At 39.5% G+C, this 16,206-nt stretch carries 16 protein-coding genes; 5 read left to right on the top strand and 11 right to left on the bottom strand.

The annotated features are described in order from the left end of the window. Window positions 1-6: 6 nt before the first annotated feature. Together leuS and ABVM49_RS03610 are read right to left on the bottom strand one after the other, a co-directional pair. Window positions 7-2,886 carry a leucine--tRNA ligase gene (gene leuS / locus ABVM49_RS03615; RefSeq protein WP_405203087.1) on the bottom strand — a complete coding sequence of 960 codons (2,880 nt, stop codon included), beginning with the start codon at window positions 2,884-2,886 and terminating at the stop codon, window positions 7-9. A gap of 140 nt (window positions 2,887-3,026) precedes the next feature. Continuing rightward, window positions 3,027-3,674, bottom strand: a complete 648-nt coding sequence (locus ABVM49_RS03610) for a 4'-phosphopantetheinyl transferase family protein (RefSeq protein WP_405203086.1) — start codon at window positions 3,672-3,674, stop codon at window positions 3,027-3,029. 72 nt (window positions 3,675-3,746) lie between these two features. Here ABVM49_RS03610 and ahcY point away from each other — a divergent pair, with 72 nt between their 5' ends. Together ahcY and ABVM49_RS03600 are read left to right on the top strand one after the other, a co-directional pair. Then, entirely contained in the window at window positions 3,747-5,063 is a 1,317-nt protein-coding gene (gene ahcY, locus ABVM49_RS03605; protein ID WP_038598563.1) for an adenosylhomocysteinase, read from the top strand. 141 nt (window positions 5,064-5,204) lie between these two features. Beyond that, window positions 5,205-5,708 (top strand): DUF6252 family protein, encoded by a 504-nt coding sequence (locus tag ABVM49_RS03600; RefSeq protein WP_405203085.1) that lies wholly within the window; start codon window positions 5,205-5,207, stop codon window positions 5,706-5,708. Between the two features lie 74 nt (window positions 5,709-5,782). On the opposite strand, the gene ABVM49_RS03595 is transcribed toward ABVM49_RS03600, so the two are convergent. After that, entirely contained in the window at window positions 5,783-6,661 is an 879-nt protein-coding gene (locus tag ABVM49_RS03595) for a hypothetical protein (protein ID WP_405203084.1), read from the bottom strand. Between the two features lie 51 nt (window positions 6,662-6,712). Here ABVM49_RS03595 and ABVM49_RS03590 point away from each other — a divergent pair, with 51 nt between their 5' ends. Then, a complete protein-coding gene (locus ABVM49_RS03590) occupies window positions 6,713-7,057 on the top strand; it encodes a TM2 domain-containing protein (protein WP_038598571.1) in 345 nt (114 codons plus the stop codon). 79 nt (window positions 7,058-7,136) lie between these two features. On the opposite strand, the gene ABVM49_RS03585 is transcribed toward ABVM49_RS03590, so the two are convergent. Together ABVM49_RS03585 and ABVM49_RS03580 are read right to left on the bottom strand one after the other, a co-directional pair. Further along, the gene (locus ABVM49_RS03585) at window positions 7,137-7,607 is read right to left on the bottom strand and encodes an Lrp/AsnC ligand binding domain-containing protein (protein ID WP_035326699.1); all 471 of its coding nucleotides are present in this window, start codon (window positions 7,605-7,607) and stop codon (window positions 7,137-7,139) included. A gap of 97 nt (window positions 7,608-7,704) precedes the next feature. Then, window positions 7,705-9,075: a saccharopine dehydrogenase family protein gene (locus tag ABVM49_RS03580; RefSeq protein WP_405203083.1), complete on the bottom strand. Its 1,371-nt coding sequence runs from the start codon at window positions 9,073-9,075 to the stop codon at window positions 7,705-7,707. An 80-nt stretch (window positions 9,076-9,155) separates the two neighbouring features. Between ABVM49_RS03580 and ABVM49_RS03575 the strand changes: the two genes are divergently transcribed. Together ABVM49_RS03575 and pckA are read left to right on the top strand one after the other, a co-directional pair. Beyond that, entirely contained in the window at window positions 9,156-9,536 is a 381-nt protein-coding gene (locus tag ABVM49_RS03575; protein WP_375252175.1) for a DUF423 domain-containing protein, read from the top strand. Window positions 9,537-9,610: 74 nt separating this feature from the next. Beyond that, entirely contained in the window at window positions 9,611-11,224 is a 1,614-nt protein-coding gene (pckA, locus tag ABVM49_RS03570; protein ID WP_405203082.1) for a phosphoenolpyruvate carboxykinase (ATP), read from the top strand. A gap of 111 nt (window positions 11,225-11,335) precedes the next feature. Here pckA and ABVM49_RS03565 read toward each other — a convergent pair whose 3' ends face one another. From ABVM49_RS03565 to ABVM49_RS03540, 6 genes are all read right to left on the bottom strand, one after another. Continuing rightward, window positions 11,336-11,887 (bottom strand): hypothetical protein, encoded by a 552-nt coding sequence (locus tag ABVM49_RS03565; RefSeq protein WP_405203080.1) that lies wholly within the window; start codon window positions 11,885-11,887, stop codon window positions 11,336-11,338. Between the two features lie 22 nt (window positions 11,888-11,909). Next, window positions 11,910-12,455 (bottom strand): hypothetical protein, encoded by a 546-nt coding sequence (locus ABVM49_RS03560; protein ID WP_405203079.1) that lies wholly within the window; start codon window positions 12,453-12,455, stop codon window positions 11,910-11,912. Between the two features lie 22 nt (window positions 12,456-12,477). Beyond that, window positions 12,478-13,023: a hypothetical protein gene (locus ABVM49_RS03555; protein ID WP_405203078.1), complete on the bottom strand. Its 546-nt coding sequence runs from the start codon at window positions 13,021-13,023 to the stop codon at window positions 12,478-12,480. Window positions 13,024-13,351: 328 nt separating this feature from the next. Continuing rightward, window positions 13,352-14,236 (bottom strand): DMT family transporter, encoded by an 885-nt coding sequence (locus tag ABVM49_RS03550; protein WP_405203077.1) that lies wholly within the window; start codon window positions 14,234-14,236, stop codon window positions 13,352-13,354. Window positions 14,237-14,314: 78 nt separating this feature from the next. Beyond that, the gene (gldD, locus tag ABVM49_RS03545; protein WP_405203076.1) at window positions 14,315-14,878 is read right to left on the bottom strand and encodes a gliding motility lipoprotein GldD; all 564 of its coding nucleotides are present in this window, start codon (window positions 14,876-14,878) and stop codon (window positions 14,315-14,317) included. Beyond that, window positions 14,875-16,197, bottom strand: a complete 1,323-nt coding sequence (locus tag ABVM49_RS03540) for a gliding motility-associated protein GldE (RefSeq protein ID WP_405203075.1) — start codon at window positions 16,195-16,197, stop codon at window positions 14,875-14,877. The genes gldD and ABVM49_RS03540 overlap by 4 nt, the downstream gene beginning before the upstream one ends. Between the last annotated feature and the right edge of the window lie 9 nt (window positions 16,198-16,206).

The following is a 16,206-nucleotide window of genomic DNA, read 5'->3' as shown; positions in this document are numbered from 1 at the left end:
TGTGTGTTAACCCACGATGTTTACAATCTTACCAGGCACTACAATCACCTTTTTTGGTGTGCGGCCATCAAGATACATTTGTGTTTTTTCGTGTGCCATCACGGTTTTTTCTATCTCATCCTTACTCATATCTAATGGTAGCTCAAGGGTGAATTTCATTTTACCATTAAAAGAGATAGGATAGTTTTTTGCACTTTCTACAAGGTGCTTTTCTTCAAATACTGGGAAGCCAGCTTCAGAAATACTTTCGGTGTGACCCAGCTTACTCCATAGCTCCTCTGCAATGTGTGGTGCATAAGGTGCAATAAGAATAGCAAGTGGCTCAAGAACTTCACGCGAAGTACATTTTTGTGCACTTAGCTCATTTGCTGCAATCATAAATGTAGATACAGAGGTGTTAAAAGAGAAATTCTCAATATCCTCTTGTACCTTTTTTATGGTTTTATGTAGCGTTTTTAAGCTGTCCTTACTTGCTGGTGTATCTGTAACATTAAAAGCAGCCTCTGCGCCATTATGGTATAACTTCCAGAATTTCTTTAAGAAGTTGTGTACGCCTGTAATACCTGCCGTGTTCCAAGGTTTTGCTTGCTCAAGCGGCCCTAAAAACATCTCGTACATACGTAAGGTGTCTGCTCCATATTGATCACAAATATCATCAGGATTAACAACGTTGTACCAACGTTTTGACATCTTTTCAACTTCTCGACCAACTAAGAATTTACCTTCTTCTAAGACAAACTCAGCATCTTTAAATTGCGGTTGCCAATTCTTTAACGTCTCTGTTTCTATTTCATCAGAAGCGTTCACCATATTTACATCGATATGAATACCTTCAGTATCGTGTTGACTTTTTAATCCTGCAGAAACATATGTATTCGTTCCACTTATTCTATAAGCTATAGCACTCGTCCCCAAAATCATCCCTTGATTGATCATCTTTTGGAAAGGCTCATCTACACCTACGTGACCTCTGTCTTTTAAGAATTTTACCCAAAAACGCGAGTATAATAAGTGACCGGTACCGTGCTCAGATCCTCCTATGTATAAATCTACATTACCCCAGTAGTCCATCGCTTCTTTTGAGGCAAAGACAGCATCGCGCTGTGCTTTTTCCATATACCTAAAGAAGTACCAGCTACTACCTGCCCAGCCTGGCATTGTGTTTAATTCTAATGGGTAAATTCCATTATCCTCGGAGTTCTCGACTGCGCTCGAACGAACAAGGTCATTTGAAACAACTTTGTTAGTCTTACTATCCCACGCCCATACATCTGCACGGCCTAGTGGTGGTTCTCCATCTTCTGTAGGGAGGTATTTTTCTATTTCTGGTAGCTCCAGTGGTAAGTGTTCCACATCAATCATATGTGGCATCCCGTCTTTGTAATATACTGGGAAAGGTTCTCCCCAATAACGCTGGCGGCTAAAAACTGCGTCACGTAATCTGTAATTTGTTTTACCAGAACCTGCACCTATTTTTTCTAACTCATAGATGGCAAGTTTTACTGCTTTCTTATACTTTAATCCGTTTAAGAAATCAGAATTTGCAATGACGGTAGCTGCCTTATCAGCAAAGGCTTCTTCAGAAATATCTACCCCTTCAAAAACATTAGGAATAGCAATCCCAAAATGCTTTGCAAAGTCATAATCACGCTGGTCACCACAAGGTACAGCCATTACCGCACCTGTACCATAACCGGCAAGTACATAGTCACCTATCCAGATAGGTATAGGCTCTTTTGTAAATGGGTGCTCTGCATAGGCTCCTGTAAATGCTCCAGTGATTGTTTTTACATCTGCCATACGCTCGCGCTCAGAACGCTTTGCGGTAGAGGCGATGTATGCGTTTACTTCTTCTTTTTGCTCTGGAGTAGTAATCTCTTGTACAAGATCTAGCTCAGGAGCAAGTGTCATAAAACTTACACCAAAAATAGTGTCAGGGCGTGTGGTAAATACTTCTATCTTTTTGTCGTGATCTTTTAAGTTAAAAGATACAGTAGCTCCTACAGATTTACCTATCCAGTTGCGTTGTGTTTCTTTTATAGACTCACTCCAGTCTAAGCTGTCAAGCCCTTGTAGTAAACGCTCTGCATAGGCAGAGATGCGCATAGACCACTGTGTCATTTTCTTGCGCACTACGGTATGCCCTCCACGTTCTGAAACGCCGTTTACAATCTCGTCATTTGCCAGAACAGTACCTAGTGCTGGACACCAGTTTACTTCTGTTTCGGCGAGGTAGGTGAGGCGGTATTGTAGGAGTATGGCTTGTTTTTCGTTTTCAGAAAAGTCGTTCCATTGTGCTGCGGTAAATGGCTCAATGTTATCATCACAAGCAGCGTTTATAATTCCATTTCCTTCTTTCGCGAAAGCGGAAACTAAAGTCTCTATACCTTCTGCTTTATTTGTGTCATTATTGTACCACGAGTTAAATAGCTCTGTAAAAATCCACTGTGTCCATTTGTAATATTCAGGATTTGAGGTGCGTACCTCGCGACTCCAGTCAAAAGAGAATCCTATTTTATCAAGCTGGTTACGATACCCAGCAATCTCATTGCCTTGGTTATCTACACCGCCTTCTATATTAACCTTTGTAGTTACGGCAGGGTGCTGTCCCGTTTGTATTGCATATTGCTCTGCTGGAAGCCCAAAAGAGTCATAACCCTGCGGGTGCAATACATTAAAACCTTTAAGGCGCTTGTAACGCGCATACACATCACTGGCAATATACCCTAGCGGGTGCCCCACGTGCAGTCCTGCTCCAGATGGATAAGGAAACATATCTAGCACATAATATTTAGGCTTGTCACTGCTGTTTGAGGCGTTAAAGGTGCCCTTGTCTGCCCAGTATTTTTGCCATTTGGCCTCTATCTCGTTAAAGTGATATTTCATTGTAAGTGTATTATATATGCGCTTTCGCGAAAGCGTACTCATCCCTATTTAAGGGGGCAAATTTACAATTAATTATGTGGATTAATAAGTGCTTGCTGTGAGAGTTGCTACAACACCTTTGAGTTATCAATAAATAGACTTTATAAACCGTACACGCAGGTAAAACCTTCAAACTCCATAAGATAAATTGCATAGGTTGAAGATGCTCCATTGTACACCACTCTTGCTGTGGTTTGTGAGGCATCTAGCTCAAAGTCTTGCACGTCTATATGTTTTAAGAAACTCAACCCCTCTTGATTATATAGCTTATATAGCGATTCTTTTGCTCCCCATACATAGGTGAGTTTACGTATGCGAGCCTCAGAGCTGGTAAGGGTGTAATACTCCTCAATAGGTGTAAACTTATGAGCGATGCGTAAAATCTTATCGCGCTGCTTCTCGATATCTATGCCTACTGGGTTATCACTTATAATAATAGCGGTAAATGTGTAGCTATGTGTTATTGAGATGTGCTTGCCATCGTGCAGGTGAGGCTTGCCAGATGGAGAGTAGTATAGGTCAAAATCTGTATAACCCGCCTCTGCAAGTAGGTGGCGTATGCTCATAAAGCCACGCTGGTGCAGGTCAGACTTCATACTGTCAAGTCTTTTTTGGCAATGCGGTGTAAGGATATGGGTTTGTCCTTCGCCTAAGGGTAGGGTAGATTTAAGCGTTTCTAGACTTTCCTCAATCTTCCAGATATATACTTTTGTAGTAGGGGAAACTGTTATCGTTTTGTAAAGAGGCATTAGAGTGTCTAAGTTATTGCGTAAATTTGCACCGCCTTAACGGGTCTATGAATTTAAGATAAAGATAAGAAAATGAGCAATAAGACAGTACCGTACGTACCGTACAAAGTAAAAGATATTTCCCTTGCAGCTTGGGGACGTAAAGAGATAGAACTAGCAGAGGCAGAGATGCCTGGGCTTATGTCTTTACGTGAGGAGTATGGAGATGAGCAGCCGCTTAAAGGTGCTCGTATCGCAGGATGTCTGCATATGACAATACAGACAGCTGTATTGATTGAAACATTAAAAGCGCTAGGAGCAGAGGTAACTTGGTCTTCTTGTAACATCTTCTCTACGCAAGATCAGGCTGCTGCAGCAATTGCAGATGCTGGTATCCCAGTATATGCTTGGAAAGGAATGAATGAAGAAGAATTTGACTGGTGTATCGAGCAAACTCTTTTCTTTGGAGAAGATCGCAAGCCACTTAATATGATTCTTGATGACGGTGGTGATCTTACAAATATGGTACTTGACCGTTACCCAGAACTAGCAGGAGACATAAAAGGACTTTCTGAAGAAACTACAACGGGTGTACACCGTCTTTACGAGCGTGTAAAGAATGGAACGTTACCTATGCCAGCTATAAACGTAAATGACTCTGTAACTAAGTCTAAGTTTGATAACAAATACGGATGTCGTGAGAGTGCGGTAGATGCTATACGTCGTGCTACAGATACTATGCTTGCTGGAAAGCGTGTAGTAGTATGTGGATACGGAGATGTAGGTAAAGGAACTGCAGCTTCTTTTAAAGGTGCTGGATCTATCGTTACAGTAACTGAAATCGATCCTATCTGTGCGCTTCAAGCTGCAATGGACGGTTTTGAAGTTAAGAAACTAGAAAACGTAGTAGGTAATGCAGATATCGTTATCACAACTACAGGAAACAAAGACATCATACGTGGTGAGCACTTTGAGGCAATGCGTGATAAAGTAATCGTTTGTAACATAGGTCACTTTGATAATGAGATCGATATGGCTTGGTTAAACGGTAACCACGGCGCTACAAAGGATGAAATCAAACCTCAAGTAGATAAGTATACTATAGACGGTAAAGATATTATCGTTCTTGCAGAAGGTCGTCTTGTAAACTTAGGTTGTGCAACTGGTCACCCTAGTTTTGTAATGAGTAACTCATTTACAAACCAGACACTAGCACAAATCGAGCTTTGGAACAATAGCGAGAAGTACAATAATGAAGTTTATATGCTTCCTAAACACCTAGATGAAAAAGTAGCAGCATTGCACTTATCAAGACTAGGAGCAGAGCTAGAAACACTTTCTAAAGATCAAGCAGATTACATCGGTGTGACAGTAGAAGGGCCATTTAAGCCTGAGTACTACAGATACTAAGAGCGAGTCGTATAGACAGAACAATTTTTTCGCTTTCGCGAAAATATGAAATAGAAAAACCCACGTTTATAGCGTGGGTTTTTTATTGTCGTAGATTTATTTGAAACTGATTACTTTTGCTGTTCACTCAAAAAACATATAATGAATTTAAGATTTTTAAAGATTGCGGTACTATTAATAACATTTGGCTTCATAACAAGCTGTGGTGATGATGAAGGACCAGCAGAAGCGCCTAGTGTAAAATTTAGAGCCTCTGTAGGTGGAGCTACATTTATCTCAGACACCCCAACGGCAGTACTAAGTAATGATGGGAGACTCTTTGTAGTAACCGCTACAAACGACATAGGGAGCGAGACATTTACCCTCACAGTAGGCTCTTCAAATCCAGATGCGCCCTTAGTGATGGAACAATCATATAACACAGCAAGTGAAACATTACCAGCTTCTATACAATTTGAAACAGGAGGTGTAACTTATAAAACAAATCTAGAAACTGTAGGTGCAATAAATCTTAACAGTTTTGACCTAGACCTTAATTTTGTTTTCGGATCATTTAATGGAGATTTAGAAAACGTCGCTGTTCCAGATGAGTTACTATTTGTAACAAGCGGAAATATGACAGGTATAGAGATAAGCGTGCAGTAAAAACACGTAACTCTTTTAAGTTTAAAGCCCTTATGTTTTATAACATAAGGGCTTTATTAATTTTTGAAGTGTGCTTATTGCTTTACAAGTGTAAGCGCTGCTTTTTCTCCAGTTTTAAGACTCGTTCTTGTGGTTATAAGACTTGGCCCGTCTTGCACCTCAACCTTTACGGTGTTAGGAGATGAGGTTCCTTCATTTACAGCCTCTACACGCACGACAGCGGTTTTATTTGTAATAGTTACGGGTATGTTTTTCTTCTCTCGAGTGATAGCGTAGTTCTCTAGTATAAGCTTGTCGTCTACGTATAGATTAATACGGTCATCATCTACTTTTCCAGAGTCGTAAATGGAAATTGTTAACTCCTTACTCTTTGCAAATATGTTGAGGTTTTCGTCTTTTCTTACTACGCTCATAGTAAGTGTGTCTACAGATCGCTTTGCAGAAATTTTATCCTTTACTTCTTGACTTACTTTTTTAGACTTTTGTATTCTTTCGTCTAGTTTTGCAATACGCTCTTGTACTCTTTCTGATGCGGCCATTATGAGCATCCCGTCTAGGCAAGCTGTTTTGTCTGGATACAGCCCTTTAAAATCACCGCTAAATGCTTTGTTTTTTTCTAGATTACGCATTCTAGTAGAAAAATTAACCAGACACATATCAATTTCTCCTAGCGGAGATTTTGTGTAAATGATATCATATTCGGCAAAAGAGAATTCTTTTTTATCACTGTCATAAGTACCTTTTATATTAGACTTAGTCTCGTGCTTACCACCTAGGTCAGACATAGAGTAACCTTGTATCTTCCCATCTAACTCTTCAAAGGCTAGCTTGTATGATATAAAGGCAGAGTCATTAAGCTTAATGACTCCTGTGTACTCATAATCATCGAGTTGACTAAAAACTGTAAAGCTAGAAAACGATAAAATAAAAAGTAATGTAGCTTTTAAAGTCATATAATTATTTTGAGTACATTTATTCATAGATAATCAATTCACATCCAAATTATGAGACTCAAAATTACATTATTATTTGCGTTTGTACTGCTTTCAGTTACAAATACCTATGCTGGATTTCCAGTACAGAGAACAGCTGTTGCAGCTGTAGAAGGTGTAACCCTCACAGAAGATGACACCGCAGAGGTGCTTACATCTCCTGCTGCAGTAGAGGCAGACCGCCAGCTTATAGCTATACTTCTATGGTTATTTTTAGGAGGTTTTGCAGGACACAGGTGGTACCTAGGAAGCCCTATAGGGTGGAACATTTTATTTATCCTTACAGCAGGTTTCTTTGTTGTAGGATGGGTAATAGATGGTATTGAGATACTATCTGGCACATACCCAGGGCTATAATTTATAGTTTCTTTTTTATAAAAAGTAAAGCCTCTCCATATGGAGAGGCTTTTTTTATGAAGTATATATAAGCTCTAGCTTATATTTTTATCTGTCTGTCTATTTGCTGGTCTAAGGAGATAAAGGTTTCTGTACGGGAAACCCCGTCTATAGCTTGTATTTTCTTGTTAAGTAGGTTCATAAGATCCTCATTGTTTTTACAAAGAATCTTAATCAAAACAGACCAGTTACCTGTAGTATAGTGACACTCTATTACCTCTGGTATATCCTTAAGTTGTCTTACGGCTCTTGCGTTATTTGCCGCACGCTCTAGATAAACACCTATAAAAGCCTGTGTACGATAACCCAGTACTTTTGGGTCTATAATAAATTTTGAACCGGCAATGAGACCAGATTTTTCTAGCTTACGTAAACGCTGGTGTATTGCCGCACCAGAGATACCCACTTTACGAGCAATCTCAAGTATAGGTTTACGAGCATCTTCCATAAGCTGGCGCAAGATAATTTTATCTATACCGTCTATAACTAGTTCGTCTTTAACTATTTTCATCGCTTGTGATTGTAAATTGAAAGAGAAAGATACGTAATAACTTGTAATGTGTAATTGAGTTGCGTGTTTTTTGTGACGCTTTCGCGAAAGCGTAAAACTATCCCCCTACATTATCTGGGTTGTACCCTAGGTAGCCTACCTCGTACTCTTTAAAGGTGATGCCATACTCTTCTAGCTCTTTGAGAATAGGTTCATACACCTCACGATTAATAGGTAACTGAACGCCAGGTGTGGTAATCTCACCATTAAGTATGCGTAGTGTGGCCATTGCTACTGGGAGTCCTACGGTTCTTGCCATTGCAGTTTCTACTTGATCTTCTCCTATGTTTACCATAGTTGCATCTATTTGCTTGCGAGTACCATTGAGCTCGTAGCCAAATTTATGATACATCACAATCATATCTTTATCTTCTGGAGCGAGTGTCCACTTGTCTTCTAGTATGCGTTGTAGTGCTTGAGCTGGAGTGGCGTTTGTAAGTCCTAATTTTTTTGAAGGATTAAAAAGGTCTAGTTCTAGTAATTTATCCCAGAGCAAGTCATCTTGATCAATTTTAAGGTAGTGACGTAGTTTGAGCTCTACAGAGTCTGTAGGTGAGTAGGGTAAGAAGAGATTTGTATAATCACGATAGCTCATTGTCTCTGTGTCTTGTAGGGTATAACTATCATCTGTCATACCTAGTAACACAAATAATTGCCAGGCACGTGAGAAACCTACTCGACGTATGGTACCTCGGTAAAGCGTAGGTATATCATCCAGGTCATATATAGAACGATACTTAAGGGAGTTGCGGTTTGCGTATCCTTCAAATCTTCCGTGGCCTTCTATTTCTAAAAATTCTGTACGTCTAAAGAGTCTTTGGTAAGGGATGTATTTATAAGTACCTTCTTGTATAAACTCTGCCGCACCGCCTTGACCGGCAAGTACCACATTGCGAGGGTTCCAAGTAAATTTATAATTCCAGAGGTTTGTATCACTCTCTGGCGCAACAAGTCCACCGGTAAAAGATTCAAAAAGTATCACCTTACCGCCTTTATCTCGTATGCGATCTAGCACCTGCATAGCACTCATATGGTCTATACCTGGGTCTAGCCCTATCTCATTCATAAACACAAGCCCTTTTTCCTTAACAGCGGTATCTAGCGCTTCCATTTCTTTTGAAATATAAGATGCCGTCACCATAGACTTATTAAAGGTCACGCAGTCTTTTGCCACCTCTATGTGAAAACGTGCGGGTAGCATTGAGATAACGATGGTTGCTTCTTGTATGGCTTGCTCTCGTTGTATTTTGTCAAAAACATCTAGTGAGATGGCTGTCCCGTTATCGTGATTATTTATAAGCTTTTGAGCATTTTCAAGAGAGAGGTCACCTACGGTAATGTGCAAATCTTCTGCAGCAGATTTATTGAGTAAATAGTTTACGAGTTGGCTAGTAGATTTACCGGCTCCTATGACTAGAATCTTTCGCATTGATGGTGTATTTTGTAGTTTTGTGTTTGACTTATGCAGGTTTAAATGTACACTTTTGCAAAGCATATAATAGTAAGATTATGGATAAAAAGTTACGTATAGCGGGTGCGATATTTGGGTTAACGGCTGTAGTTATTGGTGCCTTTGGAGCTCACGGGCTAGAAAAAGTTCTTGATACAGATGCACTTTCTACATTTGAGACAGGTGTAAAATACCAGATGTATCACGCCTTGTTGCTATTGCTCATATCTGTTTTCGCTTTAAGCGAAAAGTCAAAGAGGATACTTCTCATACTTACGGTTATAGGTATACTATTCTTTTCTGGCTCTATTTATGGGCTTGCAACTAATGATTTGACCAGTTTTAACTTCACAAAAATTGCTCTTATCACCCCTCTAGGAGGTACTTTGCTCATTGTGAGCTGGGTAATACTCCTAGTACAATTCATAAAATCTAAATAAAACAGCGAAAACGTTATAGTACCTAGATTAGACTTCTTACTTTTGTGTCATAAAACAACACAAAACTCATTGGTATGGTCGCAGATAGCTTAGCATCGAAGACACTCTCATTAGAACAAATTGGCATAAAAAATGCCAAAATCAACTACCAACTTTCTCCCGAAAAACTACATCAAATTGCTGTAGAAAATGATATGGGTAAAACCGCATCATCTGGCGCTCTCGCTGTAAACACAGGTAAGTTTACAGGTAGATCTCCTATGGATCGTTTTATCGTAAGGGACGCAAAAACAGAAGATAAAGTCTGGTGGGGAGATATAAACCTCCCCTTTGAAGAAGAGGCGTTTGCAAAACTTAAAACAAAAGTTGCAAACTATCTCTCAGAAAAAGAAATCTACGTGCGTGATAGTTATGCGTGTGCAGATAAAGATTACAAACTCAACATACGCGTTGTAAACGAGTACCCTTGGTCTAATATGTTTGCATATAATATGTTTCTTAGACCTACAGAAGAGGAGCTTAAAGGATTTGACCCAGAGTGGACTATCTTAAACGCACCGGGCTTTCTAGCAGATCCAGCTGTAGATGGTACACGCCAGAGCAACTTTGCGATATTATCTTTTACAGAAAAAACCATCATTATAGGGGGTACAGGTTACACAGGTGAGATTAAGAAAGGAATCTTCTCTGCACTTAACTTTATACTTCCTGTAGAGAAAGAGACATTACCTATGCACTGTAGTGCAAACGTAGGTGATAACGGTGAGACCGCTATCTTCTTTGGACTTTCTGGAACAGGTAAAACCACACTCTCTGCAGATCCTGAGCGCAAGCTTATAGGTGATGATGAGCACGGGTGGACTAAAGATAACACCATCTTTAACTTTGAGGGTGGCTGTTATGCAAAAGTGATTAACCTCTCTGCCGAAAATGAACCAGATATCTACAATGCTATAAAGCCAGGAGCCATTCTAGAGAATGTTATACTAGATGAGCAAGGTAATGTAGCTTTTGAAGATACCTCTATTACACAAAACACACGTGTAAGTTACCCTATAGACCACATTGAGAACATACAGGTACCATCACTAGGTAAAAACCCAAAAAACATCTTCTTCCTTACGGCAGATGCTTTTGGAGTACTACCTCCTATCTCTAAGCTTACACCAGGTCAAGCCGCATACCACTTTATAAGTGGGTATACTGCAAAGGTTGCTGGTACAGAAGCAGGAGTAAATGAGCCTGTACCATCATTTTCAGCGTGTTTTGGAGCGCCATTTATGCCGCTTCACCCTACAAAATATGCAGAGATGCTTAGTAAGAAAATGACAGAGGCTGGAGTAAACGTATGGCTTATCAATACAGGATGGACCGGCGGACCTTACGGAGTAGGATCACGTATGAAGTTAAAGTATACGCGTGCAATGATTAAAGCTGCGATGGAAGGTAAGTTACCACAAGAAACTACGCACGATGACTATCACATACACTCAGTTTTTGGGCTAGCACAACCACGTACCTGTCCAGGAGTGCCTACAGAAGTATTGAGCCCACGCGCAACGTGGAATAATGACAAAGGTTATTATGAGACGGCAAACAAGCTCGCAAGATCTTTTAAAGAAAACTTCAAGCAGTTTGAAGCATTTGCAAGTGAAGAGATTATGAATGGACAGCCGCCATTAGGCTAGAAAAACGACAGTTTAGTTGGTGAAAGGCGGTTTACTTCGGTAGACCGCTTTTCTTTTTTTTACGCTTTCGCGAAAGCGTGAACCTTCATAGTAAAAGTTGTTTTAAAAATGTTAGTTGGTATAATTAAGATCAAAGCGACCGTCTGTAATGGTAATCTCATTGCCATCATTGTCTAAGACCGTAAACCCAAAGGTTCCAGAGATGATTGAGTCATCAAAACGGGTAATTGTAAGTAGACCTGGGTTACTATTTTGTGAGTTGACTGCTATCAATTCATCAGGAAATGAGGTAAGTTCGCCGCAATAGTTAGGTAAAGCACAGCTTATTAATGCATAAGAGCTATTTTCATCAATAATTTGTGGATTATCAATTGTTCCAATAAGAATGGACTGGAATGAATCACCCCCTCCTGACGATGCAGAAATAGAAAGTGTATAAGCCCCATCTACAAATTGATAGAAAGCATTTGGAGCACTATTTCCAAAATTAGAAGGGATAAATGGCTCTCCATTTATAAGACATCCTAGCGTCTGTGCTCCTGTTTGCGTTGCAGCGGGTAGCTCATCTAGTGGGTATGTAGGGCCGTCATTGCCATTGTCATCATTATTACAGTTAACTAAGAATAATGATACTAGTAGTAAAAAAAAGAATGTTCTTTTCATACATATATGTGTTTTAAAAATGTTAGTTGGTATAATTAAGGTCAAAACGGCCGTTTGTAATGTTAATCTCATTGCCATCATTGTCTAAGACCGTAAACGCAAAAGTTCCAGAGATGATGGAGTCGTCGAAACGCGTAATTGTTAGTAAACCAGGGTTTCCATCTGTAGTAGAGGTATTAAGTTGAAACTCCTCAAGCGTGACAGCGCCAAAATAATTATCAGGGTCATCATTTTGAAGGATATACGTGCCCGTTGTTATTTCTTCAACAACATCTATACCGCCGAATCGAATAGCTCTCGAAAATTGACCTTCTTCGGAGGTTCCAGAGATACCCAAAGTATAGGCGCCATCTACAAATTGATAAAAGGCATTAGGTCTATTGGGTCCTATGCTAGGAGGCACCCAAGGCTCTCCATTTATAAGGCATCCTAGTGTCTGGGCTCCTGTTTGTGTTGCAGCGGGGAGCTCATCTAGCGGGTCTGTAGGGCCGTCATCACCATCGTCATCATTATTGCAATTAATTAAGAACAGTGATGCTAGTAGTAAAAGAAAGAGTGTTTTTTTCATACATATATGTGTTTTAAAAATGTTAGTTGGTATAATTAAGATCAAAGCGACCGTCTGTAATGGTAATCTCATTGCCATCATTGTCTAAGACGGTAAACTCAAAAGTTCCAGAGATGATCGAGTCATCAAAACGGGTAATTGTCAATACGCCAGGATTATCATCAGAAGGACTGCCTTCGATAACTGCTGATGCAGTATATTCAGCGAAATAATTTCCTGATGCGAAATCTAAGAGATTATACGAAGAACCTTCAATTATGATTTCTGGCACATCAACACAGCCCACTATAATCTGTTGGGATTCACTACCCCCTCCGGTTACACCAGAAATACTTAGTGTATAGGCCCCATCTACAAATTGATAAAAGGCATTGGGCCTATTAGCCCCTATGCTAGGAGGTACCCAAGGTTCCCCATTTATAAGGCATCCTAGCGTCTGGGCTCCTGTTTGTGTTGCAGCGGGGAGTTCATCTAATGGGTCTGTAGGGCCGTCATCACCATCGTCATCATTTTTGCAGTTTATCAAGAACATTGATGCTAGTAGTAAAAAAAAGAATGTTCTTTTCATACGTATGTGTGTTTTTATAATTTATGTCTCTTAAGCTCATTGTAGAGAAGGAGTGTAACGCCTTTTAAAGACGCTGCTGTATCTCTAGTGACAATTTTCTTTAGAACTCTTTCAATTCTTTCTAAGCTATTTATTATCCTGCTAAAATATCTTAAGGTTTTCTTAATGAGGCTGTTTCTTAATGTTTAGATAACATTGTGAGGAGATTTTTAATAAAGTGTTTCTCTCTTATAAATAGCGTAGCGACTCACTATTGAGAATGTAAACGTGGGGTAATACGCTTTCGCGAAAGCGTGAACCTACATAGTAAAAGTTGTTTTTACAGCGCTTATGCTTTTCTTCTGGCGCTATTACCTATATAAACACCTGCAAGAATGATAAGGGTGGCAATAAACTGAAGCATTGTAAAGGCCTCGCCATCTAGCAGTCCCCACATTACAGATATAATAGGCATCAAGTAGGTAACAGAAGATGCAAAGACGGGATTGCTCATTTGCACAAGTTTGTTAAACATCACTTTTGCTAGTGCGGTGCCAAATATAGAGAGGATCACGATGTACCCTATAGACTGCTGTAGCGTAGCATCTGTAGTAACGGGTAAATCAAAAAAACCAGAAATAGCGAGTATAATTGCCGCAGGTATGATGAGAAAGACAAAGTTACCAGCCGCAATAGCGATGGCAGGCACTTCTTGCAAATGTCTTTTTATAATATTTACATTAAGTGCATAAAAGGAGGCTGCTATAATAACCAGTGAGGCATACCAATAATTTTGACTTTCATTAATTTGAGCACCTATATAAATAAGAGCCCCAGCACCCACAAGCCCTAAAAGCACGCCTATAAACTGCCTTTGTATAAATTGTGCACCAAAGAGTAGTATCCCAAAAATAAATGCCAGTAAGGGCACGCTAGAGTTTAAAATACCTACCACAGCACTATCTATCTCTGTCTCTGCAAAGGCAAATAAAAATACGGGCAGCCCTGTACCTAGTATACCGGTAATACCTATCCACTTCCAGTCTTGTTTTTTTATCTTTTTGAGACTTTTCCACCCAAAAAGCAATAACACCGTTGCCGAAAATAAAATACGTAAAGCCCCTAGTTGCAGAGGATCTAGACCTACAAGCCCTTTTTTAATAAGGATAAAAGAACTACCCCAGATAATGGATAATACAAAGAGATATATCCATTTTAATGACTTGTTTGGCATTGCTTTGATTTAAGAATGCAAAGGTCGGCGTTTTTAAGGTAAAAATCTAAAAGGTTTGTGAGGTAAAGTAGGGCGATGTTATTTACGCCATTCTATACTTTCCATAAGGTGGCGTATATCATTTTTGAGATACATAGCTGCAGGATAGATACTATCATAGTTAGGCCTTGCATTAAAATAAATAGAACCTGTAAGAAAGTGATTTGTACTATCTGTAATATAAAATTGAGATTGTGAGGCGGCATCTCCTTTTATATCATAAAACATCCCGTAGGCGTTTTGGGTCTCGTTTACATACTTTTCTTCTATAATATTATCTGCTTTACGCACGTGCTCATAGGTGAGCTTTTGAGCGTCATTGAGCAGTGCATTAATATTATTATCAACCTTGCGGTAGGTTAAAAAGATGCTGCCGTTTATGGTTGGGTAATCTATTACTGCAGAGCAGTCATCTTTGTAGCGTACAATCCCTAGTTTGTTGAGGTCAAAGTTATAATCACATTCGCTAGCAGTAGCCTTGTAGCTAGGCGCAGGGTATGATAAACTAAGCTGGCTTTTAGGCTTTGGCAAGGCGTCGCCTCCACAAGAAATAAGTGATATGCTTACAGTGATTAAGATGAGTATGGCTGCTGTGTTTTTCAAGATGTAATGGTAAATTTAATTTGCTTGATGCGCTTTTTATCTATAGCCTCCACAGTAAACGCATAGGTGTCATACTTTATTACCTCATTTTTACGAGGAAAGCCGCCAGATACTTCTAGTACAAAGCCAGCAATGGTTTCGGCCTCACCTTTCTTGTTTTCAAAGGTAGTGGTGTCTTCTAGTTTTATGATACGATAAAAATCCTTGAGCGATGTCTTCCCATCAAAGATCCAGTTATAATCATCAAGTTTAGAATAGATAATATTTTCATCATCAAACTCGTCTGAGATGTCGCCCACAATCTCTTCTATAATATCTTCTAGAGAGATGAGTCCACTTGTGCCACCGTACTCATCTACTACGATGGCTAGGTGGTTTTTCTTTTCTTTAAACTCTGCGAGTAGGTCATCTAGCTTTTTATTTTCTGGCACAAAGTAGGGCTCGCGTATAAGTTTTGTCCAGTCAAAGTCTTTTTTAGTAAGATGTGGTAGTAAATCTTTTACATAGAGAATACCTATTATAGTATCTACACTCTCAGAAAACACGGGGATGCGTGAGAAACCATTTTCTGTAATCTCTTTAAGTACTTTTTGGTAATCGTCATCCTTATTCAGGGCAAAGACATCCATACGTGGTCGCATTACCTGTTTTGTATCTGTATTACCAAAGGATACAATGCCTTTTAAAATTTTTTGTTCCTCCTTTGTTGTGTCTTCTTCACTAGTAAGCTCTAGTGCCTGTGATAATTGATCTACATTAAAACTAGATTTTTGTTCACCTAGCTTATTTTGTATCCATATGGTCGCGAGTCGCATAGGACTGCTAAGAGGTGTGAAGATCATATCTAAAAAACGCAGCGGGTATGCCATTAGTGCTGCAAATTTCTTATTATTTCTGTTTGCATATACCTTAGGTAAAATCTCTCCAAAAAGTAATATCAAAAACGTGATAAGGACCACTTCTAGTAAGAAGCGCACAGGGATGGTAAGAATCTCTGCTGTAATATTTGCAAATATGACTTCACCCAGGCTGGCAAATAGGAGAACAATAGCAATATTTATAGCATTATTTGCCACAAGTATAGTTGCTAGTAATTTTTTTGGTTTGGTGAGTAATTTTTTTACCACCATCATCTTGCGATCTGCAACGAGCTCTTCGGTTTCTAGTAAGTCACTAGGTGATAAAGAAAAAAAAGCTACCTCTGCACCACTTATAAGCGCAGAGCACGTGAGCAGTATAACAAGCGCCAAGAGACTCAAAATACTTGAGGTGTCAAGGGCGAGTAAAAGTATAAGTAAGGGTTCGGGATCGGGATCCAAAGGTTCAAA

Source organism: Dokdonia sp. LLG6352-1 (genome assembly GCF_045055815.1).
GTDB lineage: Bacteria > Bacteroidota > Bacteroidia > Flavobacteriales > Flavobacteriaceae > Dokdonia > Dokdonia donghaensis.
The sequence above is the reverse complement of the archived record's forward strand: the minus strand, read 5'-3'. Positions and strand labels throughout refer to the sequence as shown.

Bases quoted from the DNA above. Each gene is read 5' to 3' on its own strand.
- leuS (WP_405203087.1), bottom strand. From the start codon at position 2,886: ATGAAATATCACTTTAACGAGATAGAGGCCAAATGGCAAAAATACTGG.
- ABVM49_RS03610 (WP_405203086.1), bottom strand. From the start codon at position 3,674: ATGCCTCTTTACAAAACGATAACAGTTTCCCCTACTACAAAAGTATAT.
- ahcY (WP_038598563.1), top strand. From the start codon at position 3,747: ATGAGCAATAAGACAGTACCGTACGTACCGTACAAAGTAAAAGATATT.
- ABVM49_RS03600 (WP_405203085.1), top strand. From the start codon at position 5,205: ATGAATTTAAGATTTTTAAAGATTGCGGTACTATTAATAACATTTGGC.
- ABVM49_RS03595 (WP_405203084.1), bottom strand. From the start codon at position 6,661: ATGACTTTAAAAGCTACATTACTTTTTATTTTATCGTTTTCTAGCTTT.
- ABVM49_RS03590 (WP_038598571.1), top strand. From the start codon at position 6,713: ATGAGACTCAAAATTACATTATTATTTGCGTTTGTACTGCTTTCAGTT.
- ABVM49_RS03585 (WP_035326699.1), bottom strand. From the start codon at position 7,607: ATGAAAATAGTTAAAGACGAACTAGTTATAGACGGTATAGATAAAATT.
- ABVM49_RS03580 (WP_405203083.1), bottom strand. From the start codon at position 9,075: ATGCGAAAGATTCTAGTCATAGGAGCCGGTAAATCTACTAGCCAACTC.
- ABVM49_RS03575 (WP_375252175.1), top strand. From the start codon at position 9,156: ATGGATAAAAAGTTACGTATAGCGGGTGCGATATTTGGGTTAACGGCT.
- pckA (WP_405203082.1), top strand. From the start codon at position 9,611: ATGGTCGCAGATAGCTTAGCATCGAAGACACTCTCATTAGAACAAATT.
- ABVM49_RS03565 (WP_405203080.1), bottom strand. From the start codon at position 11,887: ATGAAAAGAACATTCTTTTTTTTACTACTAGTATCATTATTCTTAGTT.
- ABVM49_RS03560 (WP_405203079.1), bottom strand. From the start codon at position 12,455: ATGAAAAAAACACTCTTTCTTTTACTACTAGCATCACTGTTCTTAATT.
- ABVM49_RS03555 (WP_405203078.1), bottom strand. From the start codon at position 13,023: ATGAAAAGAACATTCTTTTTTTTACTACTAGCATCAATGTTCTTGATA.
- ABVM49_RS03550 (WP_405203077.1), bottom strand. From the start codon at position 14,236: ATGCCAAACAAGTCATTAAAATGGATATATCTCTTTGTATTATCCATT.